Source organism: Streptomyces sp. NPDC052701 (assembly GCF_040678355.1).
Classification (GTDB): domain Bacteria; phylum Actinomycetota; class Actinomycetes; order Streptomycetales; family Streptomycetaceae; genus Streptomyces.
Window position 1 is genome coordinate 88,605 of record NZ_JBFATO010000022.1, and the last position, 26,350, is coordinate 114,954.

The following is a 26,350-nucleotide window of genomic DNA, read 5'->3' on the forward strand; positions in this document are numbered from 1 at the left end:
GCCGTCCCGGCCGCACGGCCGATCCGGCGGCGGCCGGGACGGCCGGCTGAGCCCGGGGTCCGCCCGGGCCGCGGCTCGCGGATCCCGGACGGGGCGCCGAGGGCGCCGGGCGGGCCCGGACACCGGGGGCGGTCACCGCAGCGCCGCGCCCTCGACACCCAGCAGGGTGCCCAGCGCGCGTTCGCCCGCCGCCGTCACCTTCACCGCCCGCCCGGACCCGATGCGCACACACCATCCCGCGTCCAGCGCGTGCCGGCACAGCGCCGCGCCCGCGGCCCCCGCGAGGTGGGGGCGGCGCTCCGTCCAGTCGAGGCAGGCGCGGGCGAGCGGGCGGCGGCCACGCCGGCCGAGGCCGATGCCGGTCGCCGCGAACCAGGCCAGACCGGCGTCGGTGAGCGCGAACCCCGTGTCCTGGCGCAGGAGTCCGCGGGCCGTCAGCCCGTCGGTGACCGCGACGCCCAGCCGGCCGGCCAGGTGGTCGTAGCAGGTGCGCCCGCGGGCCGCCGCCGAGCCCGCGCTCACCTCCCGCAGGCCGCGCGGCCGTCCCCCCGCCTCCGGCGCGACCTGCGCGGCCAGGTCCTCCACGAGCTGGGCGGCGCGGGCGTCGGCGAGCCGTACGTAGCGGTGCCGCCCCTGCCGCTCCTCGGCGAGCAGTCCGCCCGCGACGAGCCTGCCCAGGTGCTCGCTCAGTGTGGAGGCGGCGACGCCCGCGTGCCGGGCCAGTTCGCCCGCCGTCCACGCGCGGCCGTCGAGCAGCGCCAGCAGACAGGCGGCGCGGGTCTCGTCGGCCAGCAGCCCGGCGAGCCGCGCCAGGCCCGCGGTCCGGGGATCCCTCGTCGTCATGCCTCCAGCATGGGACGGCCACCCTTCGGCACCGGCCGAAGGGTGGCTAGATCCTGTCGTCGGACTCCCGCCTGCCCCGCGACGCCCTGCACGCACTCCGGCCGCACCGGGCGCAGACCCGATTACATATCCCGTACGAGGGTCCGCGCCCGGCACGCCGGGAGCACGCACCCGACGCCGCGGGGCCCGCCCTCCGGGCGGACGACGGGAGTCCGACGACAGACCCTAGGCGGTCTGCCGCACCTGCTCGTACTGCCGCGCCAGTCCGTCCAGCAGCGCCGTCAGACCGGTCTGGAAGGCCCGCTCGTCGATCTTCTCCTGCTGCTCGGCGAGCAGGTGGGCCTGTCCGAGGTGGGGGTAGTCGGCGGGGTCGTAGGCGCTCGCGTCGTCGACGAAGCCCCCGGCGAAGGAGCCGAGCGCGGAGCCCATGATGAAGTACCGCATCAGCGCGCCGATGGAGGTGGCCTGCGCCGGCGGCCAGCCCGCGTCGACCATCGCGCCGTAGACGGCGTCGGCCAGCCGCAGCGCGGCCGGGCGGCGGCCGGGGCCGCGCGCCAGCACCGGGACGATGTTCGGATGGTCGCGCAGGGCCGCCCGGTAGGAGACGGCCCAGTCGTGCAGTGCCGTGCGCCAGTCCCGGCCGTCCTCGAACATCGACAGGTCGACCTGCGCGCTCACCGAGTCGGCGACCGCCTCCAGGATCTCGTCCTTGGTGCGGAAGTGGTTGTAGAGCGAGGGCCCGCTCACCCCCAGCTCGGCGGCGAGCCGACGCGTGGAGACGGCCGCCAGACCCTCCGCGTCCACGAGCGCGCGGGCCGTCTCGACGATGCGGTCGGTGCTCAGGAGGGGCTTGCGCGGTCGGGCCATGGCGCACATAGTAGGGCTGCTACTGGAAACTAGCAGTGCTAATTTAAATGTACGGCTTTCAAGTGGGGTGGTTGCCGGTGAACCTGGAGCTCAGCGAGGAACAGACCGCCGTGCGGCAGCTCGCCCGGGACTTCGTGGAGCGTGAGGTCACCCCCCACGCCGCCGCCTGGGACCGGGCCGAGGAGGTCGACCGCTCGATCGTGGGGAAGCTGGGCGAGGTCGGGTTCCTCGGGCTCACGATCGACGAGGAGTACGGCGGCTCCGGCGGTGACCACCTCGCGTACTGCCTGGTGACGGAGGAGCTCGGCCGGGGCGACTCGTCCGTGCGCGGGATCGTGTCGGTCTCGCTGGGGCTGGTCGCCAAGACGATCGCCGCCTGGGGGAGCGAGGAGCAGAAGCTGCGCTGGCTGCCGGGGCTGACCTCCGGCGAGCTGGTGGGCTGCTTCGGCCTGACCGAGCCCGGCACCGGGTCGGACGCGGGCAGCCTCGTCACCCGGGCGGTCCGGGACGGCGACGACTACGTCGTCAACGGCACCAAGATGTTCATCACCAACGGCACCTGGGCCGACGTCGTCCTGCTCTTCGCCCGCTCGACCGACGCGCCGGGCCACCGGGGCGTCTCCGCCTTCCTCGTCCCGGCCGGCACCCCGGGGCTGACCCGCCGCCCCGTCCACGGCAAGCTCGGCCTGCGCGGCCAGGCCACCGCCGAACTGGTCCTCCAGGACGTGCGGGTGCCCGCCTCCGCGCTGCTGGGGGAGGAGGGCAAGGGCTTCTCCGTCGCCATGTCCGCCCTCGCCAAGGGCCGGATGTCGGTCGCGGCGGGCTGCGTCGGCATAGCCCAGGCCGCGCTCGACGCCGCCGTGCGGTACGCGGGGGAGCGCGAGCAGTTCGGGAAGCCCATCGCCCGTCACCAGCTCGTCCAGGAGCTGATCAGCGACATCGCCGTGGACGTCGACGCCGCCCGGCTGCTGACCTGGCGGGTCGCCGACCTGGTCGACCGCGGCCTGCCCTTCGCCGTCGAGTCCTCCAAGGCCAAGCTCTTCGCCTCCGAGGCGGCCGTGCGCGCCGCGAACAACGCCCTGCAGGTCTTCGGCGGTTACGGCTACATCGACGAGTACCCGGCGGGCAAGCTGCTGCGCGACGCTCGCGTGATGACCCTGTACGAGGGCACCAGCCAGATCCAGAAGCTGGTCATCGGGCGGGCGCTGACCGGAGTCCCGGCGTTCTGAGCGCCCTCGCGCCCCCGCGGCTGAGTACCGCTCTGAGTACGTCGGCGGATGCCCTTCAGGGCCGCGTCCGCCGACCCTGAGGGGCATGAACGACACACCGGTCAAGCAGCAGAACACGGCCGCCTTCCACGGACAGGCCGTCGCGTCCTTCACGGTCGCCCTGGCCGCCACCGCGGTCGGCATCTTCAGCCTCCGCGCCGACGCCTGGGTGCGCGGCTTCCTCGGCATCGCCGTCCTCTACCTGGTCACCTCCGCCTTCACGCTCGCCAAGGTCGTGCGGGACCGGCAGGAGGCCGGGCGGATCGTGCACCGGGTCGACCAGGCGCGGCTGGAGAAGCTGCTCGCGGAACACGACCCGTTCGAGAAGCTCTGAGCCCGTTCCGTCCCGAGCCGGACGGGCAGGCTAAGCGCCCGCTCACCTTCAGCGGTATGGTGTTGTCCCTGCCAGCGACGAGGGGTGAGCAATGAGTACGGCGGAGGAGACGGCCGGCGGCGAGGCGCAGCCGTGGGGTGAGGTCACGCCCGACGCGGCCCGACGACTGCTGGTCGCCGCCGTGGAGGCGTTCGCGGAGCGCGGCTACCACGCCACGACGACCCGGGACATCGCGGGCCGCGCGGGGATGAGCCCGGCCGCGCTGTACATCCACTACAAGACCAAGGAAGAGCTGCTGCACCGCATCAGCAGGATCGGCCACGAGAAGGCGCTGGAGATCCTGCGCACGGCGGCCCGCGGCGAGGGCGGCGCGACCGAGCGGCTCGCCGACGCCGTGAGCTCCTTCGTCCGCTGGCACGCCGGCGGGCGCACCACCGCGCGGGTCGTGCAGTACGAGCTGGACTCGCTCGGGCCCGAGGCCCGCGCGGAGATCGTCGCGCTGCGCCGGCAGTGCGACGCCGAGGTGCGCGGCATCATCGAGGACGGTGCCCGCTCCGGCGAGTTCGACGTCCTCGACGTCCGGGGTACGACCCTCGCCGTGCTCTCGCTCTGCATCGACGTCGCCCGCTGGTTCAGCGTCGACGGTCCCTGGACGCCCGAGGAGGTCGGCGCGCTCTACGCCGACCTCGTGCTGCGGATGGTGGGGGCCGGGGAGCGGCCCCGTGCCGCGCGGGGCCGGACGGCTCAGAGGTAGTAGCGCGACACCGACTCGGCCACGCACACCGGCTTGTCGCCGCCCTCGCGCTCCACGGTGAACGCGAGGGTCAGCTGGACGCCGCCGGACACCTCCTCGACGCCGGAGACCCTCGCCGTGGCGCGCAGCCGGGAGCCGACCGGGACGGGGGCCGGGAAGCGCACCTTGTTCGTCCCGTAGTTGACGCCCATGCTCACGCCCTCGACGGCGATGAGCTGCGGGCCGAACAGGGGGAGCAGGGACAGGGTCAGATAGCCGTGCGCGATGGTGGTCCCGAACGGTCCCGCGGCGGCCTTCTCCGGGTCGACGTGGATCCACTGGTGGTCCCCGGTGGCCTCCGCGAACAGGTCGATCCGCTTCTGGTCGACCTCCAGCCAGTCGGTGTACCCCAGCTGTTCGCCCACCGCCGCCTTCAGGTCGTCGACGGACGTGAAGATCCTCGGCTCTGCCATGTCCCGGCCTCTCGCGTGACGGAGTCGCATGCCTGAGCATGCCTAAGCAACTGCTTAGCATGGTCGGGTGCGGACCCCGTGTCAACGGACGGCCCGCCGGAGGGTGTCGGTAGGGTTCGAAGCGTGCCCCAAATCCCGGAGAAGATCCACGAACTCACGGTCGGTCAGGTCGCCGCGCGCAGCGGCGCCGCCGTCTCCGCCCTGCACTTCTACGAGTCCAAGGGCCTGATCAGCAGCCGCCGCACGGCGGGTAACCAGCGCCGGTACTCGCGTGACACCCTGCGCCGGGTCGCCTTCATCCGGGCCGCGCAGCGGGTGGGCATCCCCCTGGCGACGATCCGCGAGGCGCTCGCGGAACTCCCGGAGGAACGCACCCCCACACGCGAGGACTGGGCCCGCCTCTCCGAGGCATGGCGGGCCGAGCTGGACGAGCGCATCAACCAGCTCAACCGCCTGCGCGACCACCTCACCGACTGCATCGGCTGCGGCTGCCTCTCCCTGGACACCTGCGTCCTGTCCAACCCGGACGACGTCTTCGGCGAACGGCTGACGGGCTCGCGGCTGCTGGTGGGCAACGGGGCGGCGCGCCGCAGGAACGCCGCGGCCGGCCGCCGCGGAACGTGAGCCGGCACCGGGTGCCCGCCGCACCCGGCCCCCTCACCCCCACTCCGTCCCGCCCCGCGCGTCAGGTGCGCCGCCCGAGGGCGCTCGTGGCGGCGCAGAGGAAGCGGCAGTCCCACCCCCGCGCGTCAGGTGCGCCGGACGCACCGCCTCGGCGACGGCCCGGCTCCCCGGTCACCGCGCTGTACCGCTCGACGGCCGGCCGGGTCACCACGCCCTCGCGCGGGCGCGGCTCCCGCCCGCGGACCGTCCCGCGCCCCGTCCCGGCCTCCGGCGTCCGTCCGATGCCGTACGCGCCCTCGCACCACAGCCGGGCGCCGGCGGCTCCCCGCCCGGCAGTTCAGCCGCGTCCGGCCACCGCACCCGTCCGTCGCGCTGCGCCGGCACGTCGGACACGGCGTGTCCCCGGTCCCCGCGGACGGCCGACAGGCCCACCTGGGGCAGGCCGAGGGCGTCGGGGTCCGGGCGGGCGTGGCCGGCCGGCGCTTCGGCGGTGACGCGCGGCGCCGACGGGGGAGGCTCTCCCCGGTTCCCCGGGTGTGTCCCGTCGCCCCCGGCCGTCCGGGCGGGGCAAGGGACCGAGCGAGCCCGTCAACGGCTGCTGCCGTCGCACGTCCGGTTCCTCGCGCTGCTCGTCCGCGCCGCGCGCCGGGACCGCTCGTACTCCGCCAGCCCCGCCGCCACCAGATGCGCGTTGGACCGGGCCGGCCGGCCGTCCGGGAGCACGAGGGTGTCCTCCAGGCCGATCCGGGTCGCCAGTCCCAGCCGCCCCGCGAGCCGCAGCACCGGCCAGGCGCCGCCGTCCTCGCCGTGCAGCAGGACCGGGCGGCCGTGGGCCGTGCCGAGCCGCGACAGCAGGGCGCGCGCGGTGTCCTCGGCGGTGGCCGGATCCGTGTTCGTCACCTCCGCCAGCACCCGCAGCACCCTCGGTCCGAGCGGGGAGGCGGCGAACCGCGCCGCTGCGTCCGTGCCGGACCAGATGCCGGCCTCCACGCCCACCCCGCGTTCGACGAGCGCGGCGGCCACCTCCTCGGCACCCGGTTCGTGCCAGTTGACCGAGGCGTGGTCGGGCAGGACGGTCCAGCTCCGGATGCGCCGTACGCGCGCCGCCGGATCCGGTTCGGCCCACGCGCCGGTCGTCACGCCGACCGGCACCGGCACCCGCGCCCGCACGGCCCGCAGCGTCGGCGCCAGCACGCGCGGCGACAACGTGTCGTGCCCGCAAGGCGATTTGGGATGGACGTGGACGTCCGTCGCCCCGGCCGCGACGGCCTCGGCCGCGGAGCGGGCCATCGCCTCCGGCGACAGCGGCACCGCGGCCCCGTCGGCGGCTCCCCGGGAACCGTTCAGACACACCTGCACCATGTGTCCATGGTGCCCGTCGCTCCCGGGCCGTCGCCCGGCAGCGGGGGTGCGGCATCCCCGGCGCACCCCCGGCGCCCCCCGGCACCCTTCGTCAGGCCGACACCAGCATCCTCGTCCGCCGGGAGTCCGCCAGCGCCCCGGGCGTGAGCACAGGACGCGGCACCAGGATTCCGCAGTCCGTGCAGACCGGACCGGCCGAGGGCTCGTGATCCAGGCCGTACCTCCACACGAGCCGCTCCCCGTCGCACACCGGGCAGGCCGAGCCCGGCGCGCGCTCCAGGGCGGCGATCAGCCGGCGCAGCACCTCGGCCAGCGGTTCACGGGGATGGACCGCCGGATCGTCGCACCACGCCACGCCGAAACCGCCCCAGGTCATCCGGTGCCAGTCGTCCACGCTGCCCGGCCTGCGCAGCCCGTCGTGCTTCTCCTTCCTGCGCCGCTCGGCGAACTCGGTCTCGTAGGCCAGCCAGACCGCCCGCGCCTCCTCCAGTTCCTCCAGTGCGGCCACGAGCCGCGCCGGGTCCGGTGAGCGGTCCTCGGGATCGAACCCCGCCCGCGAGCACAAATGGTCCCAGGTCGCCCTGTGCCCGTAAGGGGCGAACCGCTCAAGGCACTTGCGCAGCGAGTAACGCCGCAGCGCCAGGTCGCACCGTGGATCGCGGACCTGTCTTGCCAGACTCCGGAAACCCGCCATCGTCCTGCACCTCCGTCACACCTGCACCTGTTGTCCGGTCACTTCGGCGTCGTCGTAAGGACGTCGCCGAATAGACGGGTCGACAAGCGAATCGGCTCCATCCTTTTTCCGATGGCCCCCATAAGCCGGTCGTGGGGTCTCGGAAATCAACTCCCTTGTTGCGTCTGCCCGTTGCGCTCATCCCGAAAGTGACGCTTGTTCACCTTCCATCGCGGGGATACCGGCGGTAACGTCCCGCCCACCCCTGTCGGGAGGAGCCCCCATGCCACGGCGCGCCCCACGCACCGCCCTCGACGCACGGAGAACTCCCCGGAGAACCCCCGGGTTCCTGAAGACCGCATCCGTATGCGCCCTGATCGCCGGTCTTTTGTCGCCGTTCTCCCCGGCGGCGGCCGGGGAGAACGGCGGTGCCCGGGCGGCCGCCGCGAACGACCACTGCGGCGTCCGGTGCTCCGACATCATGCCGCCCGGCCAGAACGGCAACGCCACCCTCGCCCAGATCCTCCTCCACCAGGCCTTCGGGACCCAGCCCGCCCACGCCGCCGACCAGCTCGGCCCGTACGCCGGCCTCGCCACCGGACACCGCGGCCTCACCGACGACAAGATCGGCGCCTTCTTCAACGACGCGTCGTTCGGGGTCCCCGCCGACCAGGTCGCCTCCACCGTCAGGCCCGCCGGCCGCACGGACGTGACGATCGTGCGCGACAAGAAGACGGGCGTCCCGCACATCACCGGTACCACCAGGTACGGCACGGAGTTCGGCGCGGGCTACGCGGCGGCCCAGGACCGGCTGTGGCTGATGGACGTCTTCCGGCACGTCGGGCGCGGACAGCTCACCTCCTTCGCGGGCGGCGCCCCCTCCAACCAGGGCCTCGAGCAGCAGTTCTGGCGCAACGCCCCGTACACCGAGGCCGAGCTGCAGGCCCAGATCGACCGCGTCGTCGCAGGCCACGGCGAACGCGGCCGCCAGGCCCTCGCCGACGTCCAGGCCTACCTCGACGGCGTCAACGCCTACATCGACGCCTCCGACGGCGGCCGTTACTTCCCCGGCGAGTACGTCCTGACCGGCCACAAGGACTCGATCACCAACGCCGGGACGATCGAGCACTTCAAGACCACCGACCTGGTGGCGCTGGCCTCCGTCATCGGCGCGCTGTTCGGCTCCGGGGGCGGCGGCGAGGTCGCCAACGCCCTGTCGCTGCTGGCCGCCCAGGAGAGGTACGGCGTGGCCGAGGGCACCGAGGTCTGGGAGTCCTTCCGGGAACGCAACGACCCCGAGGCCGTGCTCACCGTCCACGAGGGCAGCTTCCCGTACGCCACCAGGCCCGGCGACCCGCGGGGCATGGCCCTGCCCGACCCCGGCTCGGTGCGGCGGGAACCGCTGGTCCACGACCGCACCGGCGGCGCGGCCGGCCCGGACGCCGCCGGCGCCTCCGACGCGGCGGCGAAGGCGGCGGTCTCCTCGGCCCGGCGCGGCATGTCCAACGCGCTGGTGGTGAGCGGCGAGCACACCGCCGGCGGCCACCCCGTCGCCGTGTTCGGCCCGCAGACCGGCTACTTCGCGCCCCAGCTGCTGCTGCTCCAGGAGATCCAGGGCCCGGGCATCAGCGCCCGCGGCGCCTCCTTCGCGGGGCTGAGCATGTACGTCGAGCTCGGCCGCGGCCAGGACTACGCGTGGAGCGCCACGACCTCCGGCCAGGACATCATCGACACGTACGCCGTCGAGCTGTGCCAGGACGACCACCACTACCTGTACCGCGGCACCTGCACGCCCATGGAGAAGGTCGAGCGGAAGAACGCCTGGAAGCCGACCGTCGCCGACGGCACCGCGGCCGGTTCGTACACCATGCGGGTCTGGCGCACGAAGTACGGTCCCGTGGAGTACCGCGCGACCGTCGGCGGCAGGAAGGTCGCCTACACCACCCTGCGCTCGTCCTTCCTGCACGAGACCGACTCCATCATCGGCTTCCAGATGCTCAACGACCCGGACCAGGTCAAGGGCCCGGAGGACTTCCGGCGCGCCGTGCAGCACGTCAACTACACCTTCAACTGGTTCTACGCCGACTCCGAGCACACCGCCTACCACAACAGCGGCGACAACCCGGTGCGGGCGGACGCGGTCGACGCCGAGTTCCCGGTGTGGGCACGGCCCGCCCACGAGTGGCGCGGCTGGGACCCGGCGGCGAACACGGCCGCCTACACGCCCGCGTCCGCACACCCCCACTCCGTCGGCCAGGACTACTACATCTCCTGGAACAACAAGCCGGCCCAGGACTACACGGCCGCGTCCTGGGGCAACGGCTCGGTGCACCGCGGCGACCTGCTGGACGAGCGGGTGAGGGAACTGATCGCGCGGGGCGGGGTGACCCGGGCCTCGCTGGTCGGGGCGATGGCCGACGCGGGGATCACCGACCTGCGGGGGCAGGAGGTGCTGCCCGGGCTGCTCAGGGTCCTCAGGAGCGCGCCGGTCGAGGATCCCGCGGCCGCGGCGGCCGTCGGCAGGCTGGAGGCCTGGGTGGCGGCGGGTGCCAGGCGCACGGAGACCTCGGCCGGGTCGAAGGCGTACGCCCACGCCGACGCGATCCGGATCCTGGACGCCTGGTGGCCGCTGCTGGTGCGGGCCGAGTTCGCACCCGGCCTCGGCGACGAGCTGTACACCGCCCTCACCGCCAACCTGCCCGTCGACGAGTCCCCGTCGGCCGCGCACGGCCCGACCGGCTCGCACGCCGGAAGCGCCTTCCAGTACGGCTGGTGGAGCTATGTCGACAAGGACGTCCGGGCGGTGCTCGGTGAACGGGTGCGCGGCCCGCTGGCCCGCAGGTACTGCGGCGACGGCAGTCTCGGCGCCTGCCGGGAGATCCTCGTGAGCACGCTGAAGGAGGCGGCCGGCAGGACCGCGGCCCAGGTGTACCCGGGCGACGACCAGTGCCCGGCCGGCGACCAGTGGTGCGCCGACTCGATCGTCCACCGGACGCTGGGCGGCATCGGGCACGGCAAGATCAGCTGGCAGAACCGGCCCACGTACCAGCAGGTCGTGGAGTTCACCTCGCACCGGTAGCGCGTCACCGGCGGCGGGCCGGCGCACGCGGCCCGCCGCCGGCACCGGCCGGACCGGCCCCCGGCGCGGGATGCCGCCGCGCTCGCCGGCCGGCGGGCCGTGCCGCGAACGCGCAGCGCCAGAAGGCCCCTTGGGGCTTCTCGGAACTCCGCGGGCCGCAAAGCCGCACTCGTCGCCGGATCCGCCCGGCTGGGCCTCTCCGTCCCGTGGCCGCGTCGGCCGGGCTCTTCCGTTCCGTGGCCGTGCCGGCCGGGCCCTTCCGTCCCGTGGCCGCGTCGGCCGGGCGCGGCGCGCCCGCCGACGGGACGGACCGGTCCCGCGCCACGCCTCACCGGTACAGCAGATACCGCTCCCGCACCCTGCGGAACGCCGCCAGTTCGGTCTGCCAGTCCGCCACCACCTCGTCGGTGCCGGCGCCCGCGTCGATCATCGTGCGCACCCGCGTGGAGCCGGTGAGCCGGTCGATCCAGTGGTCCGGACGCCAGGCGAAACCGCTCCAGGCCTTCCTGGCGGTCACGAGCAGCGCGATCCCCGTGCGGACGGGGTCGAACACCGTCCGGTCGTGCACATGGATCTGCACGCCCCCGACGGTTTTTCCCTGGAACTTGGAGAAGGTCGGCGAGAAGTACGCCTCCCGGAAGCGCACCCCCGGCAGCCCGAGCGCGTTGGCCCCGGCCGCCCAGCGCCCGTCGACCCCTTCCGCGCCCAGCAGTTCGAAGGGCCGGGTCGTCCCGCGCCCCTCCGACAGGTTCGTGCCCTCGAAGAGGCAGGTCCCCGCGTACACGAGCGCGGTGTCCGGCGTCGGCATGTTCGGGCTCGGCGGCACCCAGGGCAGTCCGGAGGCGTCGTAGAACTCCGACCGTCTCCAGCCCGACATCGTCACCGTCTCCAGCGGCACGGGCGCGGTCAGGAACTCCCCGTTGAACAGCCGCGCCAGCTCCGCCACCGTCATCCCGTGCGCCTGGGAGACGGGCTGCCGCCCGACGAAGGTCGCGAACTCCTTGTGCAGCACCGGCCCCAGCGCCGCCCGCCCGGTCACCGGGTTGGGCCGGTCGAGCACCACGAACCGCTTGCCGGCCAGCTGCGCCGCCTCCATGCAGTCGTACAGCGTCCAGATGTACGTGTAGAAGCGCGCGCCCACGTCCTGGACGTCGAAGACGACCGTGTCCACGCCGGAGGCGGTGAAGACGTCGGCGAGCGGACGGCCGCTCTTGAGGTACGTGTCGTAGACGGGCAGGCCGGTCGCCGGGTCCTCGTACCGGCCCTCGGAGCCGCCCGCCTGGGCGGTGCCGCGGAAACCGTGCTCGGGTCCGAAGACGGCGATCAGGTCCACGCGCTCGTCGGCGTGCATGACGTCGACGACGTGGCGCACGTCCCGGGTGACGCCGGTCGGGTTGGTGACGATGCCGACCCGCCGGCCGGAGAGGAGGGCGTAGCCGCTCGCGGCGAGGCGCTCGAAGCCGGTGCGCAGCCGCCGGCCGCCCGCCGGGGCCGCCTGCGCCGGGCCGGCCGATGCCGCCGCCGTGGCCGTGGCCGTGAGCAGGGTCCGTCTCGACAGCTTCATGCGGTGACCTCCGTGAGCCCGGCGGGTGCCATGGCCACGCACGCTAGCGCGCGGCCGGGGCCCGGGGAACGAAGCGGACCGGCCGGGTTGCGGACGCCCCTTCCGCCGGTACATACCGACCGGTTAGTCTGACGCGGCAGCAGAGCCGAGTCGCGTCGCGTCGAAGGAGACCGATGGTGGAAGCCGTGCAGGGCAAAGGGGTCGTCGTGACCGGTGCGGGCGGCGGCATCGGGGCCGCGCTGGCCCGCCGCTTCGCCGCCGAGGGGGCCCGGGTCGTCGTCAACGACCTGGACGCCGGCCGGGCCGGGGCGGTCGCCGACGAGATCGGCGGCATCGCGGTCCCGGGCGACGCCTCCGCGATCGTCGCCGAGGCCCGGGACGCGCTCGGCGGCACGGTCGACGTGTACTGCGCCAACGCGGGCGTCGGCTTCGCGGGCGGGGACGTCTCCGGGCCGCTGGACGAACAGGGCTGGGCGGTCTCCTGGGACGTCAACGTCATGGCCCACGTCCGCGCGGCCCACGCGCTGCTGCCGGACTGGCTGGAGCGCGGCGCCGGCCGGTTCGTCTCGACCGTCTCCGCCGCCGGACTGCTCACCATGATCGGCGCGGCGCCCTACAGCGTCACCAAGCACGGCGCGTACGCCTTCGCCGAGTGGCTGTCGCTGACGTACCGGCACCGCGGCCTGAAGGTGCACGCCATCTGCCCGCAGGGCGTGCGCACCGACATGCTCGCCGCCACCGGCAGCGCGGGCGACCTGGTGCTCCGGCCCACCGCGATCGAACCCGAGGACGTGGCGGACGCCCTGTTCAAGGGCATCGAGGAGGACCGCTTCCTGATCCTGCCGCACCCCGAGGTCGCCGAGTACTACCAGGCCCGGGCCGCCGAGCCCGACCGGTGGCTGAAGGGCATGAACCGCATCCAGCGGCAGTGGGAGGCCGGCCGGTGACCGGGTCCCGTTACGCGGCCAGGCCCTGGCTGGCCCTGCTGGAGGACGCCCAGAAGGCCCCGGTCGACCCGGCCGCCTCCCTCGTGCACGCCCTGCGCCGGGGCGCGGCCCGCACCCCGGACCGCACCTGCCTCGCCTATTTCGACGGGCGGCTCGGCTACCGGGAGGTGGACGAGCTCAGCGACTCCGTCGCCGGCCACCTCGCCGCACGCGGCCTGGAGCGCGGCGACCGGGTCGCGGTCCTGCTGCAGAACTCCCCGCTGTTCGTGCTCGCCGTGCTCGGCGCGTGGAAGGCGGGCGCGGTCGTCGTGCCGGTCAACCCGATGTACAAGGCGGGCGAGGTGGCCCACGTCCTGCGGGACGGCGAGGTGGCCGCGCTGGTCTGCTCCGACCGGGCGTGGGAGGAGTACCTGCGCGACACGGCCGCGGACTCGCCCGTGCGGATCGTGCTGACCGGCTGCGAACGGGACTTCCAGACCCGTGACGACGCCCGCGTGCTGGGCTTCGGGCGGCTCCCGCGGGCCGCCGACGCCGACGACCTGGCGGCCGTGGCCCGCGCCGGCCGCACGGCGCCGCGGGGCCGCGAGCCGGGCCCGGCCGACGTGGCCCTGATCAGCTACACCTCGGGCACCAGCGGCACCCCCAAGGGCGCCACCAACATGCACGGCAACATCATGTACAACGCCGAGCGGCAGCGGACCGGTCTCGGCCTGCCCGAGGCGCCCGTCTACTTCGCGATGGCGCCCCTGTTCCACATCACGGGCATGGTCTGCCAGTTCGCCGCCTGCCTGAACAGCGGCGGCACGCTGGTGCTGGCGTACCGCTTCGAGGCGGGCGTGGTGCTGGACGCGTTCGCCGAGCACCGGCCGCACTACACGGTCGGCCCGTCGACCGCGTTCATGGCGCTGGCCGCCCACCCGGCCGCCTCCCGCGACCACTTCTCCTCCTTCCGGGTGATCTCCTCCGGCGGCGCCCCGCTGCCGCCCGCCCTGGTGGAGAAGTTCCGGGCCGGGTTCGGGCCGTACCTGCGCAACGGCTACGGCCTGACCGAGTGCACCGCGCCCTGCGCCTCCGTCCCGCCGCACCTCCAGGCACCCGTCGACCCGGTCTCCGGGACGCTCGCCGTGGGCGTGCCCGGCCCCGACACGGTCGTGCGGATCGTCGACGAGAAGGGCGAGGAGGTGCCCTTCGGCGAGCAGGGCGAGATCGTCGTGAGCGGCCCGCAGGTCGTGCCCGGCTACTGGCGGCGTCCCGACGCCACCGCCGAGACCTTCCCCGGCGGCGAACTGCGCACCGGCGACATCGGTTTCATGGACGAACAGGGCTGGCTGTACGTCGTCGACCGCAAGAAGGACATGATCAACGCGTCCGGCTTCAAGGTGTGGCCGCGTGAGGTCGAGGACGTGCTCCACACGCACCCGGCGGTGCGCGAGGCCGCCGTCGTCGGCGTGCCCGACGGGTACCGCGGGGAGACCGTCAAGGCCTACGTCAGCCTGCGTCCGGACGCCGAGGCGGACCCCGGCGCGCTGGCCGCGTACTGCAAGGACAGACTGGCCGCGTACAAATACCCCCGCCAGGTCGAGATCCTGCCCGACTTGCCGAAGACGGCCAGTGGGAAGATCCTCCGGCGGGAACTTCGTTCCCGTACACAGGACAACTAGCAGCAGTAACTGGCAGCAGTACGGAAAGGCAGGTGGCGGCAGTGCCCAGGACGACGGACCCGGACGGCGCTCCCGTACCCCAGCGGCTTTTGGCCGCCGCCACCCGGCTCTTCGCCGAGCAGGGCTACGACCGCACCTCGGTGCAGGAGATCGTCGAGGCGGCCGGCGTCACCAAGGGGGCGCTGTACCACTACTTCGGCTCCAAGGACGACCTCCTGCACGAGGTGTACGCGCGCGTGCTGCGCGTCCAGCAGGAGCGCCTGGACGCCTTCGCGGACGCCGACGAGCCGGTCGAGAAGCGGGTGCGGGACGCGGCGGCGGACGTCGTGGTGACGACCATCGAGAACCTCGACGACGCGTCGATCTTCTTCCGGTCCATGCACCACCTCAGCCCGGAGAAGAACAAGCAGGTGCGCGCCGAGCGCCGCCGCTACCACGAACGCTTCCGCGCCCTCATCGAGGAGGGCCAGGAGGCGGGCGTCTTCTCCCGCGCGACCCCGGCCGACCTGGTGGTCGACTACCACTTCGGCTCCGTCCACCACCTGTCGACCTGGTACCGCCCCGACGGCCCCCTCAGCCCCCAGCGGGTCGCCGACCACCTGGCCGACCTGCTGCTGCGGGCGCTGCGGCCCTGACGGTGTCCCCGGCGGGGGGCGACCGCCCCCCGCCCGTGCCCCTACAGGTACTTCTTCAGCTCCCGCCGCGCCAGCGACCGCTGGTGCACCTCGTCCGGGCCGTCGGCGATCATCAGGGTGCGGGCGCCGGCGTACAGCTCGGCCAGCGGGAAGTCCTGGCTCACGCCGCCCGCGCCGTACAGCTGGATCGCCTTGTCGAGGATGCCCGCCACCGTGCGGGGCGTGGCGATCTTGATGGCCTGGATCTCCGTGTGGGCGCCCCTGTTGCCGACGGTGTCCATCATCCAGGCCGTCTTCAGCACCAGCAGGCGCAGCTGCTCCACGGCGACCCGGGCGTCCGCGATCCAGTTGTGGACCACGCCCTGCTGGGCCAGCGCCTTGCCGAACGCCGTACGGGACACCGCCCGGCGGCACATCAGCTCGATCGCCCGCTCGGCCATGCCGATCAGCCGCATGCAGTGGTGGATGCGGCCGGGACCGAGCCGGGCCTGGGCGATGGCGAAGCCGCCGCCCTCCTCGCCGATCAGGTTCGACACCGGCACGCGCGCGTGGTCGAAGACCACCTCGGCGTGGCCGCCGTGGTACTCGTCCTGGTAGCCGAAGACCCGCATGGCCCGCTCGACGGTGACGCCCGGGGTGTCGCGGGGGACCAGGACCATGGACTGCTGGCGGCGGATGTCGGGCCCGTCCGGGTCGGTCTTGCCCATCACGATGAAGATCTTGCAGTCGGGGTGCATCGCGCCGGAGATGTACCACTTGCGGCCGGTGATGACGTACTCGTCGCCGTCCCGCTCGATGCGCGTGGTGATGTTGGTGGCGTCCGAGGAGGCCACGTCCGGCTCGGTCATCGCGAACGCCGAGCGGATCTCACCGGCCAGCAGCGGCTCCAGCCACTGCTTCTTCTGCCGCTCGTCGCCGAACTGCGCGAGCACCTCCATGTTCCCGGTGTCCGGCGCCGCGCAGTTGGTCGCGGTGGGAGCCAGCTGCGGGGAGCGGCCCGTGATCTCGGCGAGCGGCGCGTACTGGAGGTTGGTGAGCCCGGCGCCGTGCTCGGCGTCCGGCAGGAACAGGTTCCACAGCCCCTGCCGGCGGGCCTCGGCCTTCAGCTCCTCGACCACCGGCACGGTGTCCCAGGGCGAGGCCAGCCCGGCGCGCTGCTCGTGCGCGACCGGCTCGGCCGGATAGACGTACTCGTCCATGAAGGCGAGGAGCTTGGCGCGCAGTTCCTCGGTGCGCGCGTCGAACGCGAAGTCCATGACGATCAGCCCTCCTGGAGGCCTTCGTGAAGAGTGGTCAGGCCGTGCTCGATGAAGACGGGGACGAGGTCGCCGATGCGGTCGAAACCGCGCCCGACCGTCTGGCCCAGCGTGTAGCGGTAGTGGATGCCCTCCAGGATCACGGCGAGCTTGAACCAGGCGAACGCCGTGTACCAGGAGACCGAGGAGACGTCGCGCCCCGAGCGCGCGGCGTACCGCTCGATCAGCTCGCCGGGCGCCGGGTGACCGGGGGCCTCGGCGGTGGTGGAGACGGGGGAGTGGGGCATGCCGAGCGGCATGCTGTACATCACCAGCAGGCCCAGGTCGGTGAGCGGGTCGCCGAGGGTGGACATCTCCCAGTCGAGGATCGCCCTGATGCTGTCGTCGTCGCCGATCAGGACGTTGTCGAGCCGGTAGTCGCCGTGCACCACGGCCGGGGCGGGGGAGCGGGGCAGCTCCCGGCCGAGGGCCGCGTGCAGTTCGTCGACGCCGGCCAGCTCGCGGTTGCGGGAGGCGGCCAGCTGCTTGCCCCAGCGCCGCAGCTGCCGGTCGAGGAAGCCCTCCGGGCGGCCGAAGTCCTCCAGCCCCACCGCGGCCGGGTCCACCGCGTGCAGCCCGACCAGCGTGTCCACCAGGTTCAGCACGGCGTCCCGGGTGCGCTCGGGGCCGAGCGGGGCGAGCTGGCCGGCGGTGCGGTACGGAGTGCCCTCGACGAACTCCATGACGTAGAAGGGCGCCCCGAGCACCTCCTCGTCCTGGCACAGCAGCACCGGGCGCGGCACCGGCACGTCCGTCGGGTGCAGCGCGCTGATCACCCGGTGCTCGCGCTTCATGTCGTGCGCGGTGGCCAGCACGTGGCCGAGCGGCGGCCGGCGCACGACCCACTTCGAGGCTCCGTCGGTGACCGCGTACGTGAGGTTCGACCGCCCGCCCTCGATCAGCCGGCCGGACAGGGGGCCGTTCACCAGACCGGGCCGCTCGCGGTCGAGCAGGCCGCGCAGCCGGTCGAGGTCGAGTCCGGGCGGGTGGTCGGGGCTCATCGTCGCTCCTACGGGCAGGCGGACACTACCCGCTCATGATGCCGACCGGTCGGTATGTCGTCCAGTGCGGGGCGCAAACGTGATCGGAGCCACGATAGGCCGACGGCTCCTCCCGCGGGACCCGGGGAAGGGACCGGGTTCGTTCGGGCCACCCGGCTTGCGCGCCGCATCCGCCCCCCGGAGGGTCGGAGCCATGAAGGCCATCAGCTACGCGCGCTACGGCGGTCCCGAGGTGCTCACCTTCGGGGAGGTCCGGGACCCGAAGGTCGGCCCGGACGCGGTGCTGGTGAGGGTGCGGGCGGCGGCCGTCAACCCCGTCGACTGGAAGTGCCGCGAGGGCCACCTGGACCGGATCCTCGAACCCGTCTTCCCGGTGGTGCCCGGCTGGGACGTCTCGGGTGTGGTGGTGCGGCCCGGCGTCTCCGTTGCGGAGTTCGAGGCCGGGGACGAGGTCATCGGCTACGTCCGCGAGGACTTCCTCTCCCGCGGCACCTTCGCCGAGTACGTGGCCGCGCCGGTGCGCACGCTCGCCCGCAAGCCGCGCAACCTCTCCTTCGAGGAGGCGGCCGGGCTGCCGCTGACCGGACTGACCGCCTACCAGGTGCTCACCAAGGTGCTCCGGGTGAGGCGGGGCGAGACCGTCCTCGTGCACGCCGCGGCCGGCGGCGTCGGCTCGATCGCCGTGCAGCTCGCCGCCCACCTGGGCGCCCGGGTCATCGGCACCGCGAGCGAACGCAACCACGACTTCGTGCGGGGACTGGGCGGGGAGCCGGTGGCGTACGGCGACGGCCTGGCCGAGCGGGTGCGGGGGATGGCCCCCGAGGGCGTGGACGCGGTGTTCGACGTCGTCGGCGGCGACACGCTGCGGGCCTCGGCGAACCTGCTGGCCCCGGAGGGCCGCCTGGTGTCGATCGCCGACGGCGGCGTGGTGGGGTACGGAGGCCGCTACTACTTCGTGCGCCCCGACGCGCAGGATCTGCGGCGGCTGGCCGAGCTGGCGGAGGCGGGGGTGGTGAGCGTGCACGTCTCCGAGACCTTCCCGCTGGAGCGGGCGGCGGACGCGCACCGGCTCAACGCCCGGGGGCGGACGCGGGGGAAGATCGTGGTGACCGTGGACCGGGAGACCGGGGCGTAGGGCGCCGCGGGGCGCGCGGGGACCCGCCGGGCGGCACGCCCGGGCCCTGCCGTCGGACTCCCGCCTGCCCCGCGACCCCCTGCACCCGCTCTCGCCGCACCGGGCGCGGACCGGGGTGCATCCCCCCGTACGAGGGCCGGCGCCCGGCGCGCCGGGAGCACGCACCCGACGCCGCGGGGCCCGCCCCCCGGGCGGACGACGGGAGGCCGACGACAGGTCCTAGAGGACCAGGGCGGCGCCGCACAGGGCCGTCGCCACGGTGCACAGGGCCGCCGCCGCGGCGTGGCGGGGGGCGAGCGCCGGGGGCCCGCCCGGGGCGGCGAGGGCGCGGATGCGGCGGTGCGCCGTCCGCAGGAGGCAGAGCCACAGGACGCAGCACAGGGCGCCGGCCGCGATCCCGGCCGCCGGCGCGCCGCCGTGCAGGACGGTCCGCACGGCGAGGACCGCGCAGACCGCGCCCGACAGGGTCGTGCGCCGCCACGCGAGCCGGGTCCGCTCGGGCTGCAGGCCGGGGTCCCGGCCGGGGACCGCCCGGGCTCCGGGGGCGCTCACCCCTCCCACCCCACCAGCACGACGACGACCATGGCGACCGCCACGACCGCGACGACGAGGCTCAGCAGCGCCGGGAAGCGGGACACCGGCAGGTCCTCGCCCCGGCGCATGGCCCGCTCGCAGCGCACCCAGTGGTCGACCGCGCGCAGCGAGCAGAGCGCGCCCGCGGCGAGCAGCGCGAGCGCCAGGCCGACGCGCCAGCCCCAGCGCAGGCCCGGCAGGAACTGGTCGACGGCGAAGCCGCCGCCGATCAGCGCCAGGGCGGTGCGCAGCCAGGCCAGGAAGGTGCGCTCGTTCGCCAGCGAGAACCGGTAGTCGGGTGTCTCCCCCTCCCGCCGGATCTCCTCGGGCACGAACCACAAGCGGGCGTTCCGTGCGAATCCGATCACGTCAGGACCCTATCGGGCCGCGACGGGGTGCCCGCGGCGGCCTGCGCGGGTCCGGTGGCGGGCGGGCGGGACGGGGCGGGAGCCGCCCGGTCCCGCCCGCCCGAGCCGCGGCGCCGGGCACCCGGCCCGCGCGGATCCCCGCGTCCCCGTCACCTCCGTCACGTCCGTCACCCCCGTCGCGCCCTGAGCCGTTCGTACGCCGCCAGTCCGTCCGGAACCCACTCCCACTCCGTCAGACGCCTGTCGAGTTCGGCCTGCGGCAGGAAGCCGTGCCAGGCCACCTCCTCGGCCTGAGGCCGGACGGGCAGCTCGCAGCGGACCTCGTACACCGCCGACCACCAGCTGCGGCCGGCGCCGTCGTCGTACAGGAACTTGAACAGGTACTCGGGGCGCGGCAGACCGGTCACGCCCAGTTCCTCCTCGGCCTCGCGCAGGGCCGCCTCGTCGTACCCCTCGCCCGCCCCGACCACCCCGCCGACGAACATGTCGTACAGGGAGGGGAAGACCAGCTTGGTGGGGGTGCGGCGGTGCACGAAGACGCGGCCCTCGGCGTCCCGCGCCTGGACGAAGACGCAGCGGTGGCGCAGACCGCGCGCGTACGCCTCGCCCCGCGGGGACCGGCCGATCACCCGGTCGTGCTCGTCGACGATGTCGAGGATCTCGTCGGCGGGGTTCGTGTGCCCGGCAGCATTCATGCGTCCATACAAGCAGGGGGTGCCGCCGGGGCCCGACGGCCCTCGCTCACTGCGGCTGCAGGGCCGGCGCCGGTTCCCGCCGCACCGCTCCCCGCGGCATCGCCGGGTGCATGCCCAGCAGCACGATCCCGGCGATCACGGCCAGGAGGCCGCAGGCTCCCCACGTCAGTGCGCCCGCGTCCGTGCGCAGCCGGTCGCCCAGGAACCCGACGCCGCAGACGATCCCGGCGATGGGCTGGGCCGCGGTCAGCGCGGGGAGGGACATGCGCAGGGAGGCCGTCTCGAACGCGCTCTGCACGAGGATCAGCCCGGTCACGCCGAGGACCAGCACCGCGTACGGCTGCCAGCTCGTGAGCAGCTGCGTGAAGCCGCCCTCGGCGAAGCGCTGCCCGCTCAGCCGGGTCAGCGCGTCCTGCACCCCGTAGAGCAGCCCGGCGGCCAGTGCCAGCAGGGCCGGGCCCGCGCTCAGGCGCGAGCGCCGGGCACAGGCCGTGAGGAGCAGGGCGAGCCCGATCATGGCACCGATGATCAGCCACTGGCGCAGCGGGTCGGCGGGCGCGCTGCCGCCGCGCGGCTCGGCCGCCACGATGAACACGCTCACCCCGCCCGCCAGCAGCCCCAGCCCCGCCCAGCCCTGGCGGCCCAGCGGCTGCCGCGACTGGCGGCGGGACAGGGCGAGCGCGAACAGCAGGTTCGTCGCCAGCAGCGGCTCGACCAGCGACAGCTCGCCCTGGCCGAGCGCCGCCGCGCCGAGCGCCATGCCCACCACCATCAGCGCGATGCCGCCGAGCCAGCGCGGCACCCTCATCAGGTCCAGGAGCAGCCGGGGCGAGAGGAAGTCGTTCAACGGGGCCCGCTGGGCGGCCTGCTGCTGGAGCACGAATCCGAAGCCCAGGCAGCACGCGGCGCTCAGGGCGAGGGCCAGAACCGGAACCGACAAGCTGCGTACCTCGATCATCGGGCCGGGTCACGGTGTCCGAAAGAGCCGTGACCGCACGTCCAGCCATCGTGCGGGGTCGGCGGAAAGCCCGCTATGACGCACATCACAAAAGGGCCAAAAGGGAGAATCGGGTGCAGTCCCCGGTGCCCCGCCGTCGCCGCGTGCCGACCGGAGCGATCACAAGTGACCCTGCCGTCACGCAACTTGACGCGTGTAACGCCCCGGCGGCCCTTGACGCCGAGCGTTGGCTGCGGGTTTGCTGTGTGTGATCAGTTCATGGCAGTCGGCACACCCCGACCGGTCCGCGCCGTGAACCGAACCACAAATGAACGCGTGAGGAAGTCCCGCGGTGTCACCACCCCCGCCTCCCCTCGGCCGCGGCCGCAGACGTGCGGCCCAGGCCTTCGACGAGGCCCTCGACGACGCCGAACTCGTCGCCGCGCGCGCCGCGCTCGCGCAGGGCCGGTGGCAGACCACCCGCTCGCTGCTGGTGCACACGGGGGACGACTGGGACCGCCGGGGACACCGCGTCACGGTCCTGGCCCGCGAGCCCTACTGCGCCGCCTGGGCCAAGGAGTGGCTGCTCGCCGAACCCGAGTCCGCCGACGCCTCCGTCCTGCTCGCCCTGGCCCGGGTCCGGCGCGCCCTGGACGGCAAGGAGAAGCCGCCCCGCGCCCGCGAGGCCTGCCGTGCCGCCGCCGCGCTCGCGCCCGCCGACCCCACCCCCTGGCTCGGTCTGCTCCTGCTGGAGCGCTCCCTGGGGACCGAGCAGGACGTGGTCCGGCTCTTCGAGGAGGTCCGCGCCCGGTACGCCGACCACCACCACGCCCACCACCTGGTGGTGGCCCGGCTGGCCGAGCGCCGTGTCGACGCCGGCCCGGACCCGCTGCACGAGGTCTACGACTTCGCCAACTGGGCGGCCGAACAGGCCCCCGCCGACTCCCCGCTGGCCATCCTGCCGGTCATCGCGCACGCCGAGCGCTACCGCGTGCTGGCCGCCGCCGGGCACCAGCCCGCCGACCCCGCCGCCTGCGGCCACTGGACCGGCCGCCGCGCCCGGCAGGTGATGAAGGCCGCCTTCGACTGGTGGCTGGAGTGGGAGCTCGAAGGCCACCCGCGCCGCCTGGTCGACCTGAACTTCCTCGCCCACGCCAAGGTCTGCGAGGGACGGGGCGCCGAGGCCGCCGCCCTGTTCCACCGCATCGGCGACCACGTCACCCCGGCGCCGTGGTCGTACCCGGACCGCGACCCCCGCACCGCCTTCCGTGCCGCCCGCGCCGGCGCGCTCGGCACGGTCTGACCCCCCGCACCCGACAGAAGGACGCCTCCCATGACCACGGGCAGTTCGCGCACGAGCAGACCCGCCGCCGACCGCATCAGCACGTTCAAGGGCCAGGAGCGGGCCCTGCGCGCCGACCGCCTCGGCACCGGGGGCCTGCTGCTCTCCGTCCTCGCCGCGACCGCCCCGCTCATGGTGGTCGCCGGTGTCATGCCCACCACATTCGCGGTGATGGGCATCGTCGGGCAGCCGCTGCTCTTCGTCCTCCTCGGCGTCGTCCTGATCCTGTTCAGCGTCGGGTACGCCGAGATGAGCCGCCACGTCCACAACGCGGGCGCCTTCTACGCGTACATCTCCCGCGGCCTCGGCGGCACCGCCGGCGCCGGCGCGGCCCTGGTCGCCCTCGTCGCCTACAACGCGCTGCAGGCCGGCATCTACGGGATCTTCGGCTTCGAGGTCTCCGGGCTGCTGGCCACCTACGCCGAGGTGGAGGTCGCCTGGTGGATCCCGGCGCTGGCGGCGGTGGCCGCTGTCGGCCTGCTGGGGTGGCTGAAGATCGACGTCAACGCGCGCGTGCTCGGCGTGCTGCTGGTCGTCGAGGTCCTCCTCGTCGTCGTCTTCGACATCGCGGCCGTCACCGACCCCGGCAAGGAGGGCCTGTCCCTGCACGCCTTCGACCCGGGCACCCTCACCGGCGCCGGCGTGGGCACCGCGCTGTGCTTCTGCATCGCCGCCTTCCTCGGCTTCGAGCAGGCGCCCGTGTACGCAGAGGAGACCAGCCGCCCGCACGTCCTGGTGCCGCGCGTGATGTTCCTCGCGGTCGGCGGGGTCGCCGTCTTCTTCGCGCTCAGCAGCTGGGCCCTCACCGTCGCCACCGGTCCCTCCGAGATCGTCGGCACGGCACGGCGGCAGAGCGCCGGACTGCTGTTCTTCCTCACCGGGTCCCGGCTCGGCGGCACCTTCACGGACGTGCTGCACGTCCTGTTCGTCACCGGCATGTTCGCCGCCCTGCTCAGCTTCCACAACGTCGTCGCCCGGTACGCCTTCGCCATGGGCCGCGAGGGCCTGCTGCCCGCCGCGTTCGGCCGCACCAGCGGCACCAGCGGCGCCCCCGGCACCGGCTCGCTGCTGCAGACCGCCGTCGCCGCCGTGGTCGTCACCGCCTTCGCGGTCACCGACGACAAGCCCGCCGGCGATCCGACCGCGCCCGTCCTGCACCTGTTCACCTGGCTGGGCAACGTCGGCGCCCTCGGCGTGATCGTCCTGATGGCCGCGGCCTCCCTGTCGGTGGTCGTCTTCTTCGTCCGCCGCGGCGCGGCCGGCACCCAGGCCGTACGGCTGGCCACCTCCGCGCTGGCCGGCCTCGCCCTGCTGGTGATCGCCGGCTACACGGTGAGGGACTTCGACGTGCTGGTCGGCGCCGGCCCCGGCTCCGCCCTGAGCTGGGTGCTGCCCGGCGTCATCGGCCTGGCGCTGGCCGCCGGCCTGGTCCAGGGCCTGGTCCTGCGCTCCCGCAAGCCGGAGGTCCACGCCCGCATCGGCCTGGGCAACGAGGCGTTCCAGCTGGAGAAGGCGGCCGGACGCACCCCCTGACGAGGGGGACGGAACTCCTCCCGGCCACCCGCGAGCCCTGGCCCGCCCCGGGCGGCGGGTGGTCGGATGAGGGCGTGACCTCCGAACAGCCCCGGGATCCCGCACTGTGGTGCGGGCGGCCGGAGCGATCGTGCATCCCGGCCGCGCCCAGCTGCCGGTAGCGGCTCGCCCGGCGGGCGGCGGTGGTGTGGCTGACCTGGAAGCGTTCCGCGGCCCGCCGCAGCGGCCGGCCGTCCTCCACGACGCCCCGGGCCGGACGAAGGCGCCCCGTCGGAGTCAGCGGGCATCACGGTGGGACACGAGGGCCTCCTGAGTACCGGTCGTAGATGTCGCAATCCACACCGAACCCAGAAGGCCCTCACCTCTTTCAAGCACCCGGCACGCGTGTCACCAACGTCCCGGGACAGCACACCTAGAGCACGAGGGACAGCAGGAGGACCACACCGCCCGCGACCACGGAGATGATCGTCTCCATCACCGACCAGGTCTTGACGGTCTGGCCGACGTCCAGGCCGAAGTACTCCTTCACCAGCCAGAAGCCGGCGTCGTTGACGTGGCTGAAGAAGAGCGAGCCGGCGCCGATGGCCAGCACCAGCAGGGCCGTGTGCGTGGCCGACATGTCGGCCGCCAGCGGGGCCACCAGGCCGGCCGCCGAGACGGTCGCCACCGTCGCCGAACCGGTCGCCAGCCGGATCGCCACCGCGATCAGCCAGGCCAGCAGCAGCGCCGGGATCGACCAGTCCTCGGAGATCTCCAGGATCATCCGGCCCACGCCGGAGTCGATCAGCGTCTGCTTGAAGCCGCCGCCCGCGCCGACGATCAGCAGGATGCCCGCGATGGGCCCGAGGCTCTTCTCGACGAGCGGGGAGAGGCGCTCCTTGGCGAACCCGGCGGGCCGCAGCAGCGTGAAGATGCCGACGAGCACGGCGGCGAGCAGGGCGATCAGCGGGGCGCCGACGACGTCGAAGACGCGCTGCACCGGCTGGGCCGGGTCGTCCACGACGATGTCGACCAGCGCCTTGGCCAGCATCAGGATGACCGGCAGCAGGACCGTGACCAGCGTGGCGCCGAAGCCGGGGCGCCTGTCCAGCTCGTCGGAGGCGCGCTGCGGGATCATCCGGTCGGGGGCGGGCACGTCCACCCAGCGGGCCGCGACCTTGGAGAACAGCGGACCGGCGACGACGACCGTGGGTATGGCGACGAGGACGCCGAGCGCCAGCGTGACGCCGAGGTCGGCCCCGACCGCGTCGATCGCGACCAGCGGACCGGGGTGCGGCGGCACCAGGCCGTGCATCACGGACAGGCCCGCGAGCGCCGGGATGCCGATGCGCATCAGGGAGTAGTTGCCGCGCTTGGCGACCATCAGGACGACCGGGATCAGCAGCACGATGCCGACCTCGAAGAACAGCGGCAGACCGATCACCGAGGCGATCAGCACCATCGCCCACGGCATCGAGCGCCCGCCCGCCCTGGCGAGGATCGTGTCGACGATCTGGTCCGCGCCGCCGGAGTCGGCGAGCATCTTGCCGAGGATCGCCCCGAGGGCGATCAGCACGCCGACACCGGCGACCGTGGTGCCGAGGCCGGTGGTGAAGCTGGTGAGGACCTTGTCCAGCGGTGCCCCGGCGAACGCGCCGAGGGCCAGCGACCCGATGGTCAGCGCCAGGAAGGCGTGCAGCTTGAACTTGGTGATGAGCAGGACGATGACGGCGATGCCCGCCAGGACGGCGATGCCCAGCTGGGCGTGGCCGGCCGACGTGATCGGCTCGGGTGCGTCCGCTGCCAGCATCTCGACGCTGAGTCTGGTCACGGTGGGTTCCCTTGCGGTGCGGGGAGCGGGGAGTTCGGGGAGAGGGGAGCGGCGGGGACCTACTGGACCGGTCCGGGGAGCGAGTCGAGCGCGTTCACCGCCCGCTCGGCGATCTCCTCCGGGCCGCCCGAGACGTCCACGGCGACCCCGGCCTCGTCCGGCTGGAGCGGCTGGAGCGTGGCGAACTGGGAGTCGAGCAGCGCCGTGGGCATGAAGTGGCCCTGCCGGTGCGACATCCGGTCCTCGATGAGCGCGCGGTCACCCGTGAGGTGCACGAAGACCACGCCGGGTGCGGCGGCCCGCAGCCGGTCGCGGTACGACCGCTTCAGTGCCGAGCAGCTGACCACCCCGCCGAGCCCGGCCCGCCCCTGCGCCCAGTCGCCGATGGCGTCCAGCCAGGGCCGGCGGTCCTCGTCGGTGAGCGGGGTCCCGGCCGACATCTTGGCGATGTTGGCCTGCGGGTGGAAGTCGTCGCCCTCGGCGTACGGGACGCCGAGCCGGGCCGCGAGCAGGGGTCCGACGGTGGTCTTGCCGGTGCCCGCGACGCCCATGACCACGACGACATGGGGGGTCTTCATCGCTGCCTCACTGTCTGCTG

Annotated in this window: 25 protein-coding genes and 1 pseudogene; 11 read left to right on the forward strand and 15 right to left on the reverse strand. The window is 74.0% G+C overall.

All coding sequences use genetic code 11. From position 1 onward, the window contains the following. Positions 1-132 precede the first annotated feature (132 nt). A complete protein-coding gene (locus AB0L29_RS23690; protein WP_365829732.1) occupies positions 133-843 on the reverse strand; it encodes a winged helix-turn-helix domain-containing protein in 711 nt (236 codons plus the stop codon). Positions 844-1,068: 225 nt separating this feature from the next. Continuing rightward, a complete protein-coding gene (locus tag AB0L29_RS23695; protein ID WP_365829733.1) occupies positions 1,069-1,710 on the reverse strand; it encodes a TetR/AcrR family transcriptional regulator in 642 nt (213 codons plus the stop codon). 77 nt (positions 1,711-1,787) lie between these two features. Between AB0L29_RS23695 and AB0L29_RS23700 the strand changes: the two genes are divergently transcribed. From AB0L29_RS23700 to AB0L29_RS23710, 3 genes are all read left to right on the forward strand, one after another. Further along, the gene (locus tag AB0L29_RS23700) at positions 1,788-2,939 is read left to right on the forward strand and encodes an acyl-CoA dehydrogenase family protein (RefSeq protein ID WP_365829734.1); all 1,152 of its coding nucleotides are present in this window, start codon (positions 1,788-1,790) and stop codon (positions 2,937-2,939) included. Positions 2,940-3,024: 85 nt separating this feature from the next. Beyond that, positions 3,025-3,312, forward strand: coding sequence for a YiaA/YiaB family inner membrane protein (locus AB0L29_RS23705; protein WP_365829736.1), 288 nt, complete (start codon positions 3,025-3,027; stop codon positions 3,310-3,312). A 91-nt stretch (positions 3,313-3,403) separates the two neighbouring features. Further along, entirely contained in the window at positions 3,404-4,066 is a 663-nt protein-coding gene (locus tag AB0L29_RS23710; RefSeq protein WP_365829738.1) for a TetR/AcrR family transcriptional regulator, read from the forward strand. Here the strand turns inward: AB0L29_RS23710 and AB0L29_RS23715 are convergent. Continuing rightward, positions 4,057-4,518: a MaoC family dehydratase gene (locus AB0L29_RS23715; RefSeq protein ID WP_365829739.1), complete on the reverse strand. Its 462-nt coding sequence runs from the start codon at positions 4,516-4,518 to the stop codon at positions 4,057-4,059. The genes AB0L29_RS23710 and AB0L29_RS23715 overlap by 10 nt on opposite strands. A gap of 123 nt (positions 4,519-4,641) precedes the next feature. On the opposite strand from AB0L29_RS23715, the gene soxR reads away from it, so the two are divergent. Continuing rightward, positions 4,642-5,142, forward strand: coding sequence for a redox-sensitive transcriptional activator SoxR (gene soxR / locus AB0L29_RS23720; RefSeq protein WP_365829741.1), 501 nt, complete (start codon positions 4,642-4,644; stop codon positions 5,140-5,142). Positions 5,143-5,730: 588 nt separating this feature from the next. On the opposite strand, the gene AB0L29_RS23725 is transcribed toward soxR, so the two are convergent. After that, the gene (locus tag AB0L29_RS23725) at positions 5,731-6,504 is read right to left on the reverse strand and encodes a 3-keto-5-aminohexanoate cleavage protein (protein WP_365829742.1); all 774 of its coding nucleotides are present in this window, start codon (positions 6,502-6,504) and stop codon (positions 5,731-5,733) included. A 91-nt stretch (positions 6,505-6,595) separates the two neighbouring features. Beyond that, positions 6,596-7,198, reverse strand: coding sequence for a hypothetical protein (locus AB0L29_RS23730; protein WP_365829743.1), 603 nt, complete (start codon positions 7,196-7,198; stop codon positions 6,596-6,598). 262 nt (positions 7,199-7,460) lie between these two features. On the opposite strand from AB0L29_RS23730, the gene AB0L29_RS23735 reads away from it, so the two are divergent. Beyond that, positions 7,461-10,256, forward strand: coding sequence for a penicillin acylase family protein (locus AB0L29_RS23735; RefSeq protein ID WP_365829744.1), 2,796 nt, complete (start codon positions 7,461-7,463; stop codon positions 10,254-10,256). A 328-nt stretch (positions 10,257-10,584) separates the two neighbouring features. Here AB0L29_RS23735 and AB0L29_RS23740 read toward each other — a convergent pair whose 3' ends face one another. Beyond that, entirely contained in the window at positions 10,585-11,820 is a 1,236-nt protein-coding gene (locus AB0L29_RS23740) for a DUF1343 domain-containing protein (RefSeq protein WP_365829745.1), read from the reverse strand. 173 nt (positions 11,821-11,993) lie between these two features. Here AB0L29_RS23740 and AB0L29_RS23745 point away from each other — a divergent pair, with 173 nt between their 5' ends. From AB0L29_RS23745 to AB0L29_RS23755, 3 genes are read left to right on the forward strand one after another with little or no spacing between them, the layout of a single operon-like run. Next, on the forward strand, positions 11,994-12,767 hold the full coding sequence (locus AB0L29_RS23745; protein WP_365829746.1) for an SDR family oxidoreductase: 774 nt from the start codon (positions 11,994-11,996) through the stop codon (positions 12,765-12,767). Continuing rightward, on the forward strand, positions 12,764-14,428 hold the full coding sequence (locus tag AB0L29_RS23750) for an AMP-binding protein (RefSeq protein ID WP_365829747.1): 1,665 nt from the start codon (positions 12,764-12,766) through the stop codon (positions 14,426-14,428). The genes AB0L29_RS23745 and AB0L29_RS23750 overlap by 4 nt, the downstream gene beginning before the upstream one ends. Positions 14,429-14,469: 41 nt before the next feature. After that, positions 14,470-15,063 carry a TetR/AcrR family transcriptional regulator gene (locus AB0L29_RS23755; protein WP_365829748.1) on the forward strand — a complete coding sequence of 198 codons (594 nt, stop codon included), beginning with the start codon at positions 14,470-14,472 and terminating at the stop codon, positions 15,061-15,063. Between the two features lie 41 nt (positions 15,064-15,104). On the opposite strand, the gene AB0L29_RS23760 is transcribed toward AB0L29_RS23755, so the two are convergent. Beyond that, on the reverse strand, positions 15,105-16,319 hold the full coding sequence (locus AB0L29_RS23760; protein ID WP_365829749.1) for an acyl-CoA dehydrogenase family protein: 1,215 nt from the start codon (positions 16,317-16,319) through the stop codon (positions 15,105-15,107). A gap of 5 nt (positions 16,320-16,324) precedes the next feature. Further along, positions 16,325-17,359 carry a phosphotransferase family protein gene (locus tag AB0L29_RS23765; RefSeq protein ID WP_365829750.1) on the reverse strand — a complete coding sequence of 345 codons (1,035 nt, stop codon included), beginning with the start codon at positions 17,357-17,359 and terminating at the stop codon, positions 16,325-16,327. 193 nt (positions 17,360-17,552) lie between these two features. Here AB0L29_RS23765 and AB0L29_RS23770 point away from each other — a divergent pair, with 193 nt between their 5' ends. Then, the gene (locus AB0L29_RS23770) at positions 17,553-18,494 is read left to right on the forward strand and encodes an NADP-dependent oxidoreductase (RefSeq protein ID WP_365829751.1); all 942 of its coding nucleotides are present in this window, start codon (positions 17,553-17,555) and stop codon (positions 18,492-18,494) included. A 219-nt stretch (positions 18,495-18,713) separates the two neighbouring features. Here AB0L29_RS23770 and AB0L29_RS23775 read toward each other — a convergent pair whose 3' ends face one another. The 4 genes from AB0L29_RS23775 to AB0L29_RS23790 form a co-directional block, all read right to left on the reverse strand. Continuing rightward, positions 18,714-19,046: a DUF202 domain-containing protein gene (locus AB0L29_RS23775; protein WP_365829752.1), complete on the reverse strand. Its 333-nt coding sequence runs from the start codon at positions 19,044-19,046 to the stop codon at positions 18,714-18,716. Then, positions 19,043-19,435 (reverse strand): DUF202 domain-containing protein, encoded by a 393-nt coding sequence (locus tag AB0L29_RS23780; RefSeq protein ID WP_365829753.1) that lies wholly within the window; start codon positions 19,433-19,435, stop codon positions 19,043-19,045. The genes AB0L29_RS23775 and AB0L29_RS23780 overlap by 4 nt, the downstream gene beginning before the upstream one ends. Before the next feature lie 167 nt (positions 19,436-19,602). Next, complete coding sequence (locus AB0L29_RS23785) at positions 19,603-20,130, reverse strand: NUDIX domain-containing protein (protein ID WP_365829754.1); 528 nt, start codon at positions 20,128-20,130, stop codon at positions 19,603-19,605. A 46-nt stretch (positions 20,131-20,176) separates the two neighbouring features. Beyond that, positions 20,177-21,070, reverse strand: a complete 894-nt coding sequence (locus AB0L29_RS23790; RefSeq protein ID WP_365829755.1) for a DMT family transporter — start codon at positions 21,068-21,070, stop codon at positions 20,177-20,179. A gap of 349 nt (positions 21,071-21,419) precedes the next feature. Here AB0L29_RS23790 and AB0L29_RS23795 point away from each other — a divergent pair, with 349 nt between their 5' ends. Both AB0L29_RS23795 and AB0L29_RS23800 read left to right on the forward strand, forming a co-directional pair. Next, a complete protein-coding gene (locus AB0L29_RS23795; protein WP_365829756.1) occupies positions 21,420-22,370 on the forward strand; it encodes a hypothetical protein in 951 nt (316 codons plus the stop codon). 30 nt (positions 22,371-22,400) lie between these two features. Continuing rightward, positions 22,401-23,942, forward strand: coding sequence for an APC family permease (locus AB0L29_RS23800; protein ID WP_365829757.1), 1,542 nt, complete (start codon positions 22,401-22,403; stop codon positions 23,940-23,942). A 103-nt stretch (positions 23,943-24,045) separates the two neighbouring features. Here AB0L29_RS23800 and AB0L29_RS23805 read toward each other — a convergent pair. From AB0L29_RS23805 to AB0L29_RS23815, 3 genes and pseudogenes are all read right to left on the reverse strand, one after another. Further along, positions 24,046-24,222: pseudogene (locus AB0L29_RS23805) on the reverse strand (leucine zipper domain-containing protein); the annotation flags it as partial. Between the two features lie 132 nt (positions 24,223-24,354). Then, positions 24,355-25,752, reverse strand: coding sequence for a gluconate:H+ symporter (locus AB0L29_RS23810; RefSeq protein ID WP_365829758.1), 1,398 nt, complete (start codon positions 25,750-25,752; stop codon positions 24,355-24,357). Positions 25,753-25,811: 59 nt separating this feature from the next. Beyond that, positions 25,812-26,330, reverse strand: coding sequence for a gluconokinase (locus AB0L29_RS23815; RefSeq protein WP_365829759.1), 519 nt, complete (start codon positions 26,328-26,330; stop codon positions 25,812-25,814). Between the last annotated feature and the right edge of the window lie 20 nt (positions 26,331-26,350).